This window comes from Sagittula stellata E-37, from assembly GCF_039724765.1.
Classification (GTDB): Bacteria; Pseudomonadota; Alphaproteobacteria; order Rhodobacterales; family Rhodobacteraceae; genus Sagittula; species Sagittula stellata.
Genome location: NZ_CP155729.1, coordinates 4,338,582 through 4,352,500 on the forward strand (window position 1 = coordinate 4,338,582; position 13,919 = coordinate 4,352,500).

10 protein-coding genes are annotated in these 13,919 nt (G+C 64.4%); 7 read left to right on the forward strand and 3 right to left on the reverse strand.

Annotated elements, in window-relative coordinates; translation table 11 throughout:
- The first annotated feature begins 1 nt into the window (after position 1).
- Both ABFK29_RS20670 and ABFK29_RS20675 read left to right on the forward strand, forming a co-directional pair.
- Complete coding sequence (locus ABFK29_RS20670; protein WP_040605007.1) at positions 2-1,054, forward strand: tartrate dehydrogenase; 1,053 nt, start codon at positions 2-4, stop codon at positions 1,052-1,054.
- Positions 1,051-2,487 carry an NAD-dependent succinate-semialdehyde dehydrogenase gene (locus ABFK29_RS20675; protein ID WP_005862444.1) on the forward strand — a complete coding sequence of 479 codons (1,437 nt, stop codon included), beginning with the start codon at positions 1,051-1,053 and terminating at the stop codon, positions 2,485-2,487. Before ABFK29_RS20670 ends, ABFK29_RS20675 begins: the two co-directional genes overlap by 4 nt.
- 463 nt (positions 2,488-2,950) lie before the next feature.
- On the opposite strand, the gene ABFK29_RS20680 is transcribed toward ABFK29_RS20675, so the two are convergent.
- Complete coding sequence (locus ABFK29_RS20680; protein ID WP_005862446.1) at positions 2,951-4,324, reverse strand: aminotransferase class III-fold pyridoxal phosphate-dependent enzyme; 1,374 nt, start codon at positions 4,322-4,324, stop codon at positions 2,951-2,953.
- A 687-nt stretch (positions 4,325-5,011) separates the two neighbouring features.
- On the opposite strand from ABFK29_RS20680, the gene argE reads away from it, so the two are divergent.
- Entirely contained in the window at positions 5,012-6,145 is a 1,134-nt protein-coding gene (gene argE, locus ABFK29_RS20685) for an acetylornithine deacetylase (RefSeq protein ID WP_005862448.1), read from the forward strand.
- 560 nt (positions 6,146-6,705) lie between these two features.
- On the forward strand, positions 6,706-8,169 hold the full coding sequence (locus tag ABFK29_RS20690; protein ID WP_005862450.1) for an aldehyde dehydrogenase family protein: 1,464 nt from the start codon (positions 6,706-6,708) through the stop codon (positions 8,167-8,169).
- Between the two features lie 298 nt (positions 8,170-8,467).
- On the opposite strand, the gene ABFK29_RS20695 is transcribed toward ABFK29_RS20690, so the two are convergent.
- Positions 8,468-10,105, reverse strand: coding sequence for an aminotransferase class V-fold PLP-dependent enzyme (locus ABFK29_RS20695; protein WP_005862453.1), 1,638 nt, complete (start codon positions 10,103-10,105; stop codon positions 8,468-8,470).
- 461 nt (positions 10,106-10,566) lie between these two features.
- Here ABFK29_RS20695 and ABFK29_RS20700 point away from each other — a divergent pair, with 461 nt between their 5' ends.
- Positions 10,567-11,079, forward strand: coding sequence for an Lrp/AsnC family transcriptional regulator (locus ABFK29_RS20700; protein ID WP_005862455.1), 513 nt, complete (start codon positions 10,567-10,569; stop codon positions 11,077-11,079).
- Positions 11,080-11,181: 102 nt separating this feature from the next.
- Here ABFK29_RS20700 and maiA read toward each other — a convergent pair whose 3' ends face one another.
- Positions 11,182-11,820: a maleylacetoacetate isomerase gene (gene maiA, locus ABFK29_RS20705; RefSeq protein WP_332306613.1), complete on the reverse strand. Its 639-nt coding sequence runs from the start codon at positions 11,818-11,820 to the stop codon at positions 11,182-11,184.
- A gap of 579 nt (positions 11,821-12,399) precedes the next feature.
- On the opposite strand from maiA, the gene ABFK29_RS20710 reads away from it, so the two are divergent.
- The gene (locus ABFK29_RS20710; protein WP_005862459.1) at positions 12,400-12,849 is read left to right on the forward strand and encodes a MarR family winged helix-turn-helix transcriptional regulator; all 450 of its coding nucleotides are present in this window, start codon (positions 12,400-12,402) and stop codon (positions 12,847-12,849) included.
- Positions 12,850-13,100: 251 nt separating this feature from the next.
- Positions 13,101-13,919 (forward strand): sulfite exporter TauE/SafE family protein, encoded by an 819-nt coding sequence (locus ABFK29_RS20715; protein WP_005862461.1) that lies wholly within the window; start codon positions 13,101-13,103, stop codon positions 13,917-13,919.

Sequence of the window (13,919 nt, forward strand, 5' to 3'; positions counted from 1 at the left end):
CGTGAAAACATATGAACTGGCCCTCATCCCGGGCGATGGGATCGGTGTGGATGTGACTTCCGCAGCCATGGCCGTGGTCGAGACCGCCGCCGCGCGTCACGGCTTCGGGATCAATTCGCAGCAGTTCGACTGGTCCTGCGCGCATTACCTCGAAACTGGCGCGATGATGCCCGAAGACGGGATCGAGACGCTGCGCCGCTTCGACGCGATCCTGCTGGGGGCGGTCGGCTGGCCGCAAACCGTGCCGGATTCTGTGTCGCTGCACGGGCTTCTGCTGCCGATCCGCAAGGCCTTTACCCAATACGCCAACATCCGCCCGCACCGCTTGCTGCCGGGCGTGCAGGGTCCGCTGAAGGCCGACGCCTTCGACATCCTCTGCATCCGAGAGAATACCGAGGGCGAGTATTCCGGTGCCGGTGGCCGGGTCCATCAGGGCACGTTGAACGAGGTCGCCACTGAGGTCGCGATCTTCACCCGCGCAGGGGTCGAGCGCATCCTGCGGTTCGCTTTCGATCAGGCCCGGTCGCGGCGCGGCCATGTCACTTCGGTCACCAAGTCCAACGCGCAGAAACACTCGATGGTCTTCTGGGACGAGATGACCCGGCTTGTCGCGCAGGACTATCCCGACGTGACGGTCGACATGATGCATATCGACGCGATGGCTGCACGGATGGTCATGGCGCCCGAAAGCCTGGACGTGGTGGTCGCCTCGAACCTCTTCGGAGATATCCTGACCGACCTCGGCGCGGCGATCCAGGGGGGCCTCGGCTTTGCCGCCTCGGCCAACATCTGTCCCGACCGCAGCGGGCCGTCGATGTTCGAACCGGTGCACGGCTCTGCCCCCGACATCGCAGGGAAGGGCATCGCCAATCCCATCGCGGCGATCTGGTCGGCGGCCATGATGCTCGACCATCTGGGCGAAACCGCAGCGGCGCAGGCCATTCTGTCCGCCATCGAGGCGGCGACCGCCAAGGGCATCGGCACACGCCCCGGCAGCCATTCCACAGATGACATCACGACGGCAATCCTGGCCGCACTGAAAGACAACGCATGAAACTTCGCGACCCCGACCTGTTCCGCAACGCGGCCCTGATCAATGGAGACTGGCGCGCCCGGTCCGAGATGGCCGTCACCGATCCCGCCACCGGAGAGACCCTCGGCCAGTTGCCTGACATTACGGCGCAGGAAACCCACGAGGCCATTTCCGCCGCCGACGTCGCGATGAAAGGGTGGGCCGCACGCACCCACGCCGAGCGCGCCGATCTGTTGATGAAATGGTATCACCTGATCCTCGACAACACCGAGGATCTTGCGCAGATCCTGACCGCCGAGCAGGGCAAACCCCTGCACGAGTCGCGCGGCGAGGTCGCCTATGGCGCCAGTTTCGTGCGCTGGTTCGCTGAAGAGGCTCGGCGTATCAACGGCAAGATCATCCCGTCGCCCACCCCGGGCAAAAAGATCTTTGCGATGAAGGAACCGGTGGGCGTCTGCGCGATCATCACGCCGTGGAACTTCCCCATCGCGATGATCACCCGCAAGGTCTCGCCTGGGTTGGCGGCGGGCTGCACCATGGTGGTGAAACCGTCGGACTTCACGCCCTATTCCGCGCTTGCCTTGGCGGTGCTGGCAGAGCGTGCCGGCATCCCTGCGGGGGTCATCAACGTGCTGACCGGCCGGCCCGAGGCCATCGGCGGTGCGCTGACCCAAAGCCCCGTTGTGCGCAAGCTGTCCTTCACCGGCTCCACCCGCGTGGGCGCTCTGCTGGCGGAGCAATGCGCGCCTACGCTGAAGCGGATGAGCCTGGAACTGGGTGGCAATGCACCCTTCGTGGTCTTTGACGATGCCGATCTGGATGCCGCAGTCGAAGGCGCCATGCAGTCCAAGTTCCGCAATGGCGGGCAGACCTGCGTCTGTGCCAACCGGATCATGGTGCAATCGGGCATCCACGACGATTTTGTCGCGGCGCTGGCCGCCCGCGTCGACGCGCTGCGCGTCGGTCCCGGAACCGGGGACGCGGTGGACATCGGTCCGATGATCAACCCGGCCGCCATCGACAAGATCGACGCACATGTCGCCGATGCGCTTGCGCGGGGCGCGTCGCGCGCCACAAAAATCCGCAAGCTGGACGGGCAATACGCCGACCCTGTTGTGCTGACCGGGGCCGACACGACGATGCGGCTTGCGTCCGAGGAAACCTTTGGACCCGTCGCGCCGATCTTCCGATTCGAGACCGAGGAAGAGGCGCTGGAACTGGCCAATGGCACGCCCTTCGGACTTGCCTCCTACTTCTACACCCGCGACATGGCCCGCGCCTTCCGGTTCGGTGAGGCCCTGGAATTCGGGATGGTGGGGCTCAATACCGGGATCCTCAGCAACGAAGTGTCACCCTTCGGCGGGGTCAAGGCATCCGGCCTCGGCCGCGAGGGGGCGCAGGAGGGGATCGAGGAATACCTCGAAACAAAGGCGATGCATTTCGGCGGTCTGTGATCCGACCTTCCATCGCTATGATGCGGGTTGGGGGCGGATATGTGCCGTACCGCCTTTCCGGCAGACCGCTACGGAAACGCGAACCGGAGGAGACATGATGCCTCCTCCGCCAAAACAGTGCCTGTCCCTGATCTGGCGGTATTCGCCGAGCGAGTTCAAACCTCCGCCGGCAGGGCGACGCTGAGGAAATCGGGAGGATACCGCAGGGCCCCGAAGTGGACCGCAACCGCTGGCGCCCCGTTCCTCAAATCAAGCCGGAATGCACTGAAAACACTGGCTCAGCCAGGGCCGCCGGTATGAGCGCGACGCCGTGGCCCTTTTCGGTCAGCGTGCCTACCGGAATGCCGACAGCCCGGTTCCGCGTGACGGGTCGAGCGGCCCGACCTGCGCTGACCGGATTGGGGCTCCCGGCAAAGGCAGTCCACCTTCGCCGGGTCATGCAGTGGCAGTCGCGGAGTGGCGCTCAGGCCATGGCCGCGCGCACGTCGGGGTCTTCCAGCGTCTGATCGAGTGTCAGGCGCGTCCGCTCCACGATCTGGTCGATCTCGTCGGCGGTGCAACAGAGCGGCGGCGCGTAGCCCAGGATACCCTGCGCAAAGGCGCGGACGATCAGGCCATTCTGCCAGGCCCGGTCGAATATCCGGGTTGCGGGGGCCGCCGCCGCGGGAAGCGGCGTCTTCTTCGCCTTGTCCGTAACCAGTTCCACCGCGGCCAGCATGCCACGGCCGCGCACTTCTCCGACCAGCGGGTGATCAGAGAGGCCCTGCAGGCCGTCCATCAGCCGCGCCCCCATCTTCACGCCATTGTCGAGCAGGCCGCCCTCATACAGATCGAGCGCCGCCAACGCCACCGCCGCACTGACGGGATGCGCGGAATAGGTCTGGCCGTGGCCCACCATGCCCGCCCCGGCCCCATCGGCGATGGTCTCGTAGACGTGGTCCGACAGGAAGACCGCCGCCATCGGCACATAGCCCGAGGTCAGGCCCTTGGCCGTGGTCATCATGTCGGGGACGATGCCTTCCTCACCGCAGGCGAACATCGGTCCGGTGCGGCCGAATCCCGTGATGACCTCGTCGGCGACGAAGAGGATGTCCATTTCCTTGCAAACCGCGTGCATTGCCGCGACCCAGCCCTTGGGCGGGACGAGCACACCGCCCGAGCCCTGGATCGGTTCGAGGTAGAAGGCCGCCACACGTTCGGCGCCGATCTCGGCGATCTTGGCGCGCAGTTCCGCGACAGAGGCTTCGATGATCGCGTCTGCGTCCTGCCCGACCGGATTGCGATAGGCGTAATGCGAGGAAATCTTGTGCTGCCAGTCCAGTGGCACGCCGAAATTCGCGTGGAAGACCGGTAGTGCGGTCAGCCCCGAGCCCACCACCGAGGAGCCGTGATAGCCCTGTGCCACCGAGATGAACTGGTCACGCTCCGACGCGCCCTTGGAATGCCAGTAATGACGGGCGAACCGGATCGTGCTGTCCACCGCGTCCGATCCGCCGAGTGAGAAGTAGACGTGGTTCAAATCGCCCGGTGCGTGATCGGCCAGGCGCGACGCCAGCTGCGCCGCAGGTTCAGACCCGAGGCCGAAATAGCCCGTGGCATAGGGCAGTTCGCGGAGCTGCCGGGTGGCGGCCTCGATAATGTGGTCTTGGCCATAGCCCGCGTTCACGCACCATAGTCCGGCAAAGCCGTCCAGCAGCGTGTGCCCCTGCGCATCGGTAACCGTCGCGCCCTTGGCCGAAGCCAGGATCCGCGGGCCTGCCTTTTCGTGTCCGCGCCAGGAGGCGAGGGGATGGACCAGATGTCTCCGGTCGAGTTCGGCGATGGAGTTGCTCAGCACGATTTCCCTTTCTCTGTCAGCCGAGGGCCTGCATCACGCGCGAGAACCGCCGATTGTCGCCCTTGGGCGCTCGGGGAGTGCCGCGTCGCGTTGCAGTGCCGGTATCGATTTGTGGCAACCCGCTCTCGCCCAGCCAGTCCGAGGAACCGGCTGCACGCCGCGGACCCCTGCCCCGTCCCACGCCACGACGCGATGCCGCGCAGTGGGCAGTCCGGCCGGATGCGTGTCGCTCCGGCGATGCGGAACGGTGAGGCCGTGGCCCCCGGTCTGCGCGGCGGGTCGGTCTGTCAGCGGTGCGAGACCGGGTCGCGGCAGCTTCCATGCGGTCCGTTGCGAAGCGGCGGAAGATCTTTGTCTGGGTCATGCGGGGCCTTGCCAGTCGTCTGCGGCCCATAGTGCCGTATGGCGGACCCAGATGTAGCGGCATGCCGCGCCTCGGTAGCAATCTTTGGCCGTCGAAGCGCCACCGGACGGCATGAAATACTGCACGCCCTAATATGGCCCTTGGTCCCGCGGTGCGGGGGTGCAACGAAAATCGCATTCAGATCGCCCTTTTCGGGCTAGCCGCGAGCCCAAGCATCGACCGCGTCGCGCCCACCGCCGGCAGAGGATTTCGTCCCGGTCGTGCTATTCGGCAGCATCTGGCGCTACGTTCGGCGCAATTTGATGCCAAAGCGGAGAAGTGGAATGACCCCGGAAACCATCCTTGCCGACCTCGTGGCCTGCGCCGACCTGCCCGGCGACAGCAACGCCCGCGTGGCCGATTGCGTCCTCGGGCACCTGCGCCGCGCGGGCCTCGATCCCCATGTGATGCCGGGGCCGGAGGGTGATCGTGTCAATATCTTCGCCAGCATCGGCCCGCGCGACGTTCCGGGTATGATCCTGTCCGGTCACATGGACGTGGTCCCCGGGGAAGGCCAGCCTTGGACCAGCGACCCCTTCCGCCTGACCGAGCGGGAGGGCAAGTTGCACGGGCGCGGCGCAACGGACATGAAGGGGTTTCTGGCCTGCATGCTGGCCGCCATACCCAATTTCCGGGCCGCCCGACTGGAGCGCCCGCTGCATCTTGCCTTCAGCTACGACGAAGAGATCGGCTGCCGTGGCGTCGGCCACATGATCGCTGCGCTGCCCGATCTGGTGGCGCCGCCCTTCGGATGCATCGTCGGTGAGCCAACGGACATGCGACCGGTCCTGTCGCACAAGGGCAAGCAGTCGACCCGGTTGACGATGACCGGACGTCCCGCCCACAGCTCGCGTCCCGACGACGGGGTGAACGCGATCTACGCCAGCGCCGAGATGCTGCTGGCGATCCGGGACCTCAACGCGACACTGGCAAGCGACGGACCGTTCGATCCGCGCTTTGATCCGCCGCATTCCACCGCGGTTGCCGGGGTGGTGCGTGGTGGAACGGCCGTCAACATCATCCCTGACCACGCCGAGATCGACATGGAGGTGCGCTGCATTCCCGGCCAAACCGCCGCCGATGTGACGGCTTTGGTTGTGCAACGTCTGGAAGGTCTGACCGGGACCGGCGCGGCGTTGTCCGTCTCGACCGAGGTGCTGAGCAGCTATCCCGCCCTGCCGCCCGCCGAGGACAAGGCGCTGTCCGAACTGCTGGAGCGTCTGACCGGGCACGCGCCGGTGCAGTCGGTCAGCTTCGGCACCGAAGCCGGGCTGTTCTACGCGGCGGGCATTCCTTCGATCGTCTGCGGCCCCGGCAACATCGGCAGGGCGCATCGCCCGGACGAATACATCCTGCCGGAAGAACTGGGGGACTGCATGGCCATGCTGCGCGGACTGGCCAGCGAGCTGGCCGCCTGACACGCGGCGCGGCCTGCCCTGCCAGGGCGCTCTCAACGTGAGACGTTCGGCGCGGCGCAAACAGCCGATCCTCGAAGTGTTGGCACGGACTTCGAAGGCGGACGCATGACGCGTGCTCCGGGCTGTGTGCACGCGGCCTCAGGTTTCATGCACCGCTGGTTCACGAGTATCGCCTCAGGGGAACCGACAAAAAATGATTATTTCCGTGGGGCCATGCGCGTTCCTGCCAGAACAAAGAGGGCATTCGCTCATTAATGCCGCCAACATCAACCCCTTCCGCAATATCCTTCGTCTCGGGCAGCTAGGCTTTGGATGAGGGCAAATGAGGAACCCCGATGGCACGGATTACACCGAACGACATCACCGGCGGCGATTACGGCCCGCGCGCCGTCTGCGAGGCGACCGGTAAGATGACAAAAATCCATGCCAGCCACGTAGCAGACTGCGGGCACGTACGGGTGCACCCTCTCTGCGCCCACCCCAAGCCGACCTGACCGCACCGCAATTCACCTGTAACGCTGCCCGACCGACCGCTCGGGCAGCAGCTTAAGGAGCCGTTCATGGCCAACGCTGCCCATATCGAAACCGCCAAAGCGCGCATGCATCAGTTCTACATCGATGGCGCCTGGGTCGACGCATCGGGCAACGAGCGCGCCGACATCGTGAACCCGGCGACCGAGGAGGTCATCGGCGAAGTCTCGCTTGGCTCTGTCGCGGAGACGGACAGGGCCGTTGCGGCGGCGCGCGCGGCCTTTCCCGCATGGGCCGCGACCACCACCGAAGAGCGCGCCGACCGGATCGACAGGCTGCGCACGCTGATCCTTGATAACGAGGAGAAGATCGCCTGCGCCATCACCGCCGAGATGGGCGCCGCGACCAGCTATGCCCGGGCCGCCCAGGTGCCTCTGGCCGCGGAACACCTGAGGGCCGCGAGCTCGGCGTTGCGGGACTACAGGTTCCTGACCCGCCGTGGCCAGGCCGCCATCGTGCGTGAGCCCATCGGCGTCTGCGGTCTTATCACGCCCTGGAACTGGCCGCTTTACCAGATCACCGCCAAAGCGGGTTCGGCCCTGGCGGCGGGCTGCACGATGGTTCTGAAGCCGAGCGAACTCTCCCCCCTCAGCGCGGCGCTCTTCACGGAGCTGGTCGAACAGGCCGGCTTTCCGGCAGGCGTGTTCAACCTTGTCCACGGGACGGGTCCGGTGGTCGGCGCGCGGCTGGCCGGACATCCCGACATCGACATGGTCTCGATCACGGGATCGACGCGGGCCGGCGTCGCAGTGGCGGAAGCTGCCGCACCCACGGTCAAGCGGGTCGCCCAGGAACTGGGCGGCAAGTCACCGAACGTGATCCTGCCCGACGCGGATCTGTCGAAAGCCGTGCCACCGGGCGTTGCGGCCGCGATGCGCAATGTCGGCCAGTCCTGCAGCGCACCGACCCGGATGATCGTTCCGCGCCCCCGCCTTTCAGAGGTCGAAGCCCTCGTAGTCGAAGCGGTGGCCGCCATGCGTGTGGGTGACCCGACCGACACCGAAACGACGCACGGCCCTTCTTCGAACCGGGCCCAGTATGCCCGCGTCCAGACGATGATCCGGACCGGCATCGAAGAGGGCGCAAGGCTTCTGACCGGTGGCCCGGGCCGGCCCGAAGGTATGACGCGCGGCTTCTTTTCGAAACCCACGGTCTTTTCGGATGTTACGACCGGCATGGCCGTCGCGCAGGAAGAAATCTTCGGCCCGGTTCTGGTCATCCTGCCATACGACGATGTGGAGGACGCGATCGCCATCGCCAACGATACAGTCTATGGTCTGGGGGCGCATGTGCAGGGCACGGACCTCGGTCTGGTTCGCAGCACCGCCGCGCGCATCCGTGCCGGTCAGGTACACCTCAATTACCCGGCCTGGGATCCCCATGTCCCCTTCGGCGGTTACAAACAGTCCGGAAACGGTCGCGAATACGGCGTTGAAGGACTGGAAGAATACCTCGAAATCAAGTCCATCCTCGGCTACTTCGAGGGCGATTGACGATAGCCGCCCGGGCATCGGCGCGACGTCCGCTCTTGTGGCGATCCTTCACTTTGATGGATCGTCGCGTCGATACGCCCTAGACAAACCAAGAGCGGGCGCCGGTTCGGTTCACCGTTTGAAGCCGTGAACCCCGTTACCATGAACGACGCCAGATCGGGACATTCAGCACCATCGCGTGCGAAGGTTTTCTGAGCGCCGCATCAACCATCCGTCGTCAGACTATTTTCCGAACGTACGGACCACACGTGCGCAACGGCGCCGGATCGGGTTCTGCTGGGCCGCAGGCACAGGCGCTTCATGCGGACCGGGTTCGGGCTCCCGCCATCGCGCCTGCGCCAGCAACTTCGTGGGGCAGCCAGAACCAGCGAAGCGCCTCCTGCTCGGCCGACAGAGGAACCGGCTCTGCATTGGCGGGGACTTCGGACAGCAGTGCATGAGCTGCCTGCATGGCCCCCTCAAAATCAGGCGCCGGATCTGTTGGCGCCGCCGACGCGTTCCAAAGGTCGGAAAACTGGGCGGGTGCCGCCTCGGCGGCGGAACAGCGTGCACGCCAGACGCCGTCTCCAAGGTCCAGACGATAGAGCGGCAGCAATGCCAAACCGTTGCGGGCGACAAAGTCGATGGCGCGGGCGATGCGGTCAACGTCGCCATCTTCAAAGAACCAGTTCACCCCGAGGCGCGCCCAGCCCGGCCGGTAGGCAGAGTTGCCAAGCTGCACCTGCTGTTCATGGCGCTCAGCCGTTTCGACATCGATGCCCAGCAAGTGGTGTCCATAAGGACCGGCGCAAGAACAGCCTCCACGCGCCTGGATTCCGAACAGGTCGTTCAGCAGTGCGACCACATAGTTGTGGTGTAGCCTCTTCTCGCCGGATTTCACGTTGAATGAAAATACCCCGACGCGCGTCGCACCGGCGGGACCAAGAAGCTCCAGCCCGGGTATGGCGCGCAAGGCCCGCTCCATCCGCGTTGTCATGGCCAGTTCGCGTCGCGCGACCTCATCTTCGCCGACACACCGCTTGAGGTCGAGAACCATGCCCGCCCGGATATTCTCGATGATCGAGGGGGTCCCCCCTTCCTCGCGCCGTTCGGGATTGGCCACGTAAGCATGATGGTGTTCCGTGACGTAGGAGACGGTGCCGCCGCCCACCACGGTTGGCCGACCGGTTGCGAACAGGCTCCGGTCCGCGATCAGAAGACCGGATGCACCCGGACCGCCGGCGTATTTGTGAGGTGACAGGAAGGCTGCGTCGATCCGGTCGCCCGCGCCAGGCGATGTCTCGGCCAGCGAAACTTGCAGATAGGGTCCGGCAGCCGCGAAATCCGCGACACACCATCCCCCGTGCGCATGCATCAGCCGCGCGATGCCGCGCAGATCGCTGACGATCCCCGTCACGTTGGAGGCCGCCGCGAAGGCGCCGATCTTCAGCGTCGCATCCGCGTGCGCGGCCAGGCGCTTTTCCAATGTCTTCAGACAGATCGCACCGCTGTCATCAAGCGGAATGCGCTCAATCGTGGCACCGGATTCTCGCCAAGGCAGATCGTTGGAGTGGTGTTCATAGGGGCCGACAAAAACGACCGACCGCGCGTCCAGCCCGCGCAGCAGCAAGGCCCGAACCAGCTTGTCCACGGCTGCGGTCGCCCCCGACCCGGCAAAGATCACAGCGTGTCGGTCGTCCGCGCCAACCGCACGACGCACGGAAGCCCGGGCCATCTCGCGCAGTTGTGTCGTGCGCCGCCCGGTAAAGGAGGTCTCGGTATGGGTGTTGCCGTAGAACGGCATGACATGCGTCCGGATCGCATCCTCGATGAAGCTCAGCGACCGCCCGGAGGCGACGTAGTCTGCATACATCAGGCGCCGCGGACCGAACGGTCCTGCGATCGCCGTGCCTTCGCCAATCAGGGAGTTGCGGATGTCGGAGATGGTGACGTTCATGATGACCTGGCCCGTGCAGGCCCGGCCCCGACATGCATGCCGGCACAGAGGGCCCAAAGAACTGTTTCTGGCTTGGCCCCTAGAGGAGACCACCTTCAGAATGCGGGAAACCACCCAATCTCGTCAATATTGACCTACTTATTGTAATAAATTTGCATTCTCATTCTATACTCTCAGACCTATAAAGAAATGGATTCCGCCCTTCGTGCCGATAAGGCGATCTGGTCGAAATGAATTGCGCCGGCAAGGGTCCAGCACTGGGGCAAAGCTCACCTGCTTCGGCGAGGAGGTGCCCAAAAGGCAACGGGGAAGACCATTTTGACCTGCCAAACGATTCGCACGGATCGCCGCAGCAATCATCCAGCTGCCGCCGCGAAACCGGCACCGCGCCACGCGACACCGCGGCACGATGCCATGCACCGGCCCCGCAAAACCGTCATCTGCACTGAAGGACCTGCACCATGAGCCAGACAAAAAATGACCGAACCACCGCGAAACCGGCAGAGCAGACCAGTTTCGACGCGATTGACCGCAAGATCCTCGATATCATTCAGTTGAACAGCGACGCGCCGATCAGTGCCATCGCCGAAGAGGTCGGGCTGACCGCCACTCCGTGCTGGCGCAGGATCAAGCGTATGGAACAGGCCGGGTTGATCGCGAGGCGCGTGGCCATTGTCGACCACGCTATGGCCAAGGTGCCCATGACGGTCTTTATCGGCATCAGCACTCCGCGCCATGAAACGGACTGGATCGACCGATTCCGGGAGTTGATCGACGAGATCCCGGAGATCATCGAAGCCTACCGATTGACGGGCACGGTGGATTACATCCTGAAGGTCGTGGTGCCCGACGTGACGGCCTACGATGCCGTCTACAAGCGGATGGTGGCCAAGCTTGATTTCACGATGGTCAACGGGATGATCTCGATGGAAGAGATGAAGTCCACAACGGCGGTTCCGACAAAGTACCTATGATCCGGATCATTGATCCAGACGGATGCCACTTTCCCGTCGGGTCACCGGCTGGCTGAACATCTTGGCTCCTGCCGGCGTGCGCCGTCCAGGCCCTTCGGCATGTCACAGCGCGGCGTCAGGCTGCGCTTCGGGCAAGGCAGCGGCGATCTCGGGGACAGCGCGGGCGGCCTCGTCAACGGCGACAAGGCGTTCAAACGCGGCAAGGTCAAGGTTCCAGCGCCGCGCATTCACCATCTGGCCCACAAGGCAGAGGTCGGCCTGTGTGATCGTATCGCCGAAACTGTATCGGGTGCCGTCCGGTAACAGCCCCTGATAGGCTGTGAACCCTTCCTGCATCCAGTGGTGCATCCAGGAGACGCAGTCATCCTGGCTATGGCCCATGGCCTTGAGCTGGCCCAGGACTTTAAGGTTGTTGACCGGATGGATTTCCAGCGCGATCACCTGTGCGGCGGCCCGGACACGGGCCTTGTCGGTCGGATCCGGGGGCAGCAGCGGCGGGTCGGGGTACATATCGTCCAGCCAGTCGAGGATCGCCAGCGACTGTGTCAGGACAGTACCGTCCTCAAGCCGCAGGGCGGGCACACCGGCAGAGGGATTGAGCCCGCGGAACGCATCGCTCCTGTGTTCTCCCGTCAACAGATTGACCGGTTGGATGTCGTAGTCGATACCCTTGAGGTTCAACGCCGCGCGCACCCGCAACGACGTGGTCGACCGCCAATAAGAATAAAGTTTCAGGGACACCGTGTTCTCCTCCGATTTGGTGGCGGGGCTAAGTCGTGCCCCTCTGCTACACCTTCCCGACGCTATACCGTGGGTATGGAAACGCCTCCCACGGTCTGTCCATTCAACCCGGGTTTGCCGTCGGGCATATTCTCAGGCCTGCCGCGACGGTCCATGTCATCGCCCTGCTGCGGCCCCTGCTTTCTGGCGGCTTCCGCCCGGGCGCTTTGGGTGGCGGGTCCCGAACCTGAAGGGCATCCCAAAACCCAGCATCTTGGCCTTCGGCCACAGGATCGAATGCGACGCGCTTTCGAAGGCCCACGTGTCGCGCCTGCGTGGCGTCACCATGTCACGCTCCCTGCACGAAGCACGTGGGCAATGCGCATCGGATTCCATGGAGAACGCCCCGCTGCACGTTTCTGGTCAACTCCCCGTCTCCAAAGTGCGTCGCCCGATCTGCCTCGTCCGACGGTCGGCATCCTAAACCAAAAATGAACGTTGCACTTGCAATGAAGTCAAGGCGTTTGTTGCATTCGCAACCAAACCACTTGCGCCCACCCAGTGCCCGGCGGATAGTTCCGGGAACCGAAAGGACCCGTGATGAAAGAGGATCTGCCCCCACTTCCCGAGTTCGACCTGTACGGCTTCACGCCCTACAGGCTGGCTGTTGCCGCGAAACGCACGAGCGAGGAACTGGCCCGCCAGTATCGTGCCCGCTTCGGCATTTCGATCCCGGAGTGGCGCGTTCTGGTACACCTTGCCCATTCCGGGAAGGTTTCAGTCCGGGACATCGAAGTCCGCGTCGCGATGGAGAAATACGAGGTCAGCCGCGCAGCCAAGCGTCTGCGCGAAGCGGGTCTTATCGAGCGCAAGGAAAACCCGGCGGACCGGCGGCTCGTGATCCTGTCGCTCACATCAAAGGGGCGCCAGATGATGACCGAATTGCTGCCCATGGCCAAGGCACACCAGAAAGAACTGGAAAAACGGCTTGGGGACGCGTTCCAGCAGCTTGAAGCGGGGCTGGAAGAGCTGCTGAAAGAAACCAAGTGATACCCTGCCTGGGTATCGGGCTTTGATCCTCGTTCAGGCAATCGTTGTTCTCGCTCATCATTCATGCCGCGCCGATGAACGCGGATCGAACGGGCGTTCGCCCTAGGGCAAACGATGGCAACCCGCAGCGCATCGAAAAAAGGCAGCTTGAAGGATTTCTGCCGGAAAACTCTCCCGGCCTGCCCAACCACAATTGAACACCGTTCAATTGAGTGGTACGGGCCGCGCATGCTCCGAATGGAATAGCGCCCATGTTCGATCCCTCCTTGCTTCCTATCCTCCTGATCCTGCTGGCCACCGGCGCCTTTGCCGGGTTGCTGTCGGGACTGCTTGGCATCGGCGGAGGCATTTTCCTTGTCCCCGTTCTGCTGTTCATCTTTCGCGGCCTCGGCGTGTCGGACACCATCGTCATGCAGCTTTGCGTGGGCACTTCCACGGCCACCATCGTGGCAACGTCGATCCGCTCTGTCTGGGCGCACCACAGGCGCGGCGCGGTCGAAGTCGCCATTCTGCGGGCCTGGGCGCCATGGCTGGCGGCTGGCGCGATCCTCGGCGTCCTGACGGCGACGTCCCTCAAATCGGACACCCTGATGCTGATCTTCGGCGGACTTGCAACGCTCATGGGGATCTACATGCTTGCCGGCAATCCCGACTGGCGGCTGGGGAATGAGCATCCCGGACCTCGGGTTTACGTGCCCTACTCCGGAACGATGGGCTTTGTCTGCGCGATGATCGGCATCGGCGGCGGGACGTTCGGCGTACCTGCCCTGACCGCCTATGGCACACCGATCAACCGTGCCATCGCCACGTCTGCCGGGTTCGGGCTGTTGATCTCGCTTCCCGCGAGTGTGACTTACCTGCTCGCATCGCCGAAGGATCTCACCCTTCCGCCGTTCACGATGGGCCTTGTCAGCCTGCCCGCCTTTATCGCCATCACCGCAATGACCTTCCTGACCGTGCCGATCGGCGCGCGGCTGACCCACGTCCTGCCGACAGGCCGACTGCGCCAGGTCTTTGCCCTGTTCATCATCCTTGCGGCCATGAATATGCTGCGCAAGGCCCTCTTCTGA

Coding starts and splice junctions, on each gene's coding strand:
- ABFK29_RS20675 (WP_005862444.1), top strand. CDS start 1,051: ATGAAACTTCGCGACCCCGACCTGTTCCGCAACGCGGCCCTGATCAAT.
- argE (WP_005862448.1), top strand. CDS start 5,012: ATGACCCCGGAAACCATCCTTGCCGACCTCGTGGCCTGCGCCGACCTG.
- ABFK29_RS20690 (WP_005862450.1), top strand. CDS start 6,706: ATGGCCAACGCTGCCCATATCGAAACCGCCAAAGCGCGCATGCATCAG.
- ABFK29_RS20695 (WP_005862453.1), bottom strand. CDS start 10,105: ATGAACGTCACCATCTCCGACATCCGCAACTCCCTGATTGGCGAAGGC.
- ABFK29_RS20700 (WP_005862455.1), top strand. CDS start 10,567: ATGAGCCAGACAAAAAATGACCGAACCACCGCGAAACCGGCAGAGCAG.
- ABFK29_RS20710 (WP_005862459.1), top strand. CDS start 12,400: ATGAAAGAGGATCTGCCCCCACTTCCCGAGTTCGACCTGTACGGCTTC.
- ABFK29_RS20715 (WP_005862461.1), top strand. CDS start 13,101: ATGTTCGATCCCTCCTTGCTTCCTATCCTCCTGATCCTGCTGGCCACC.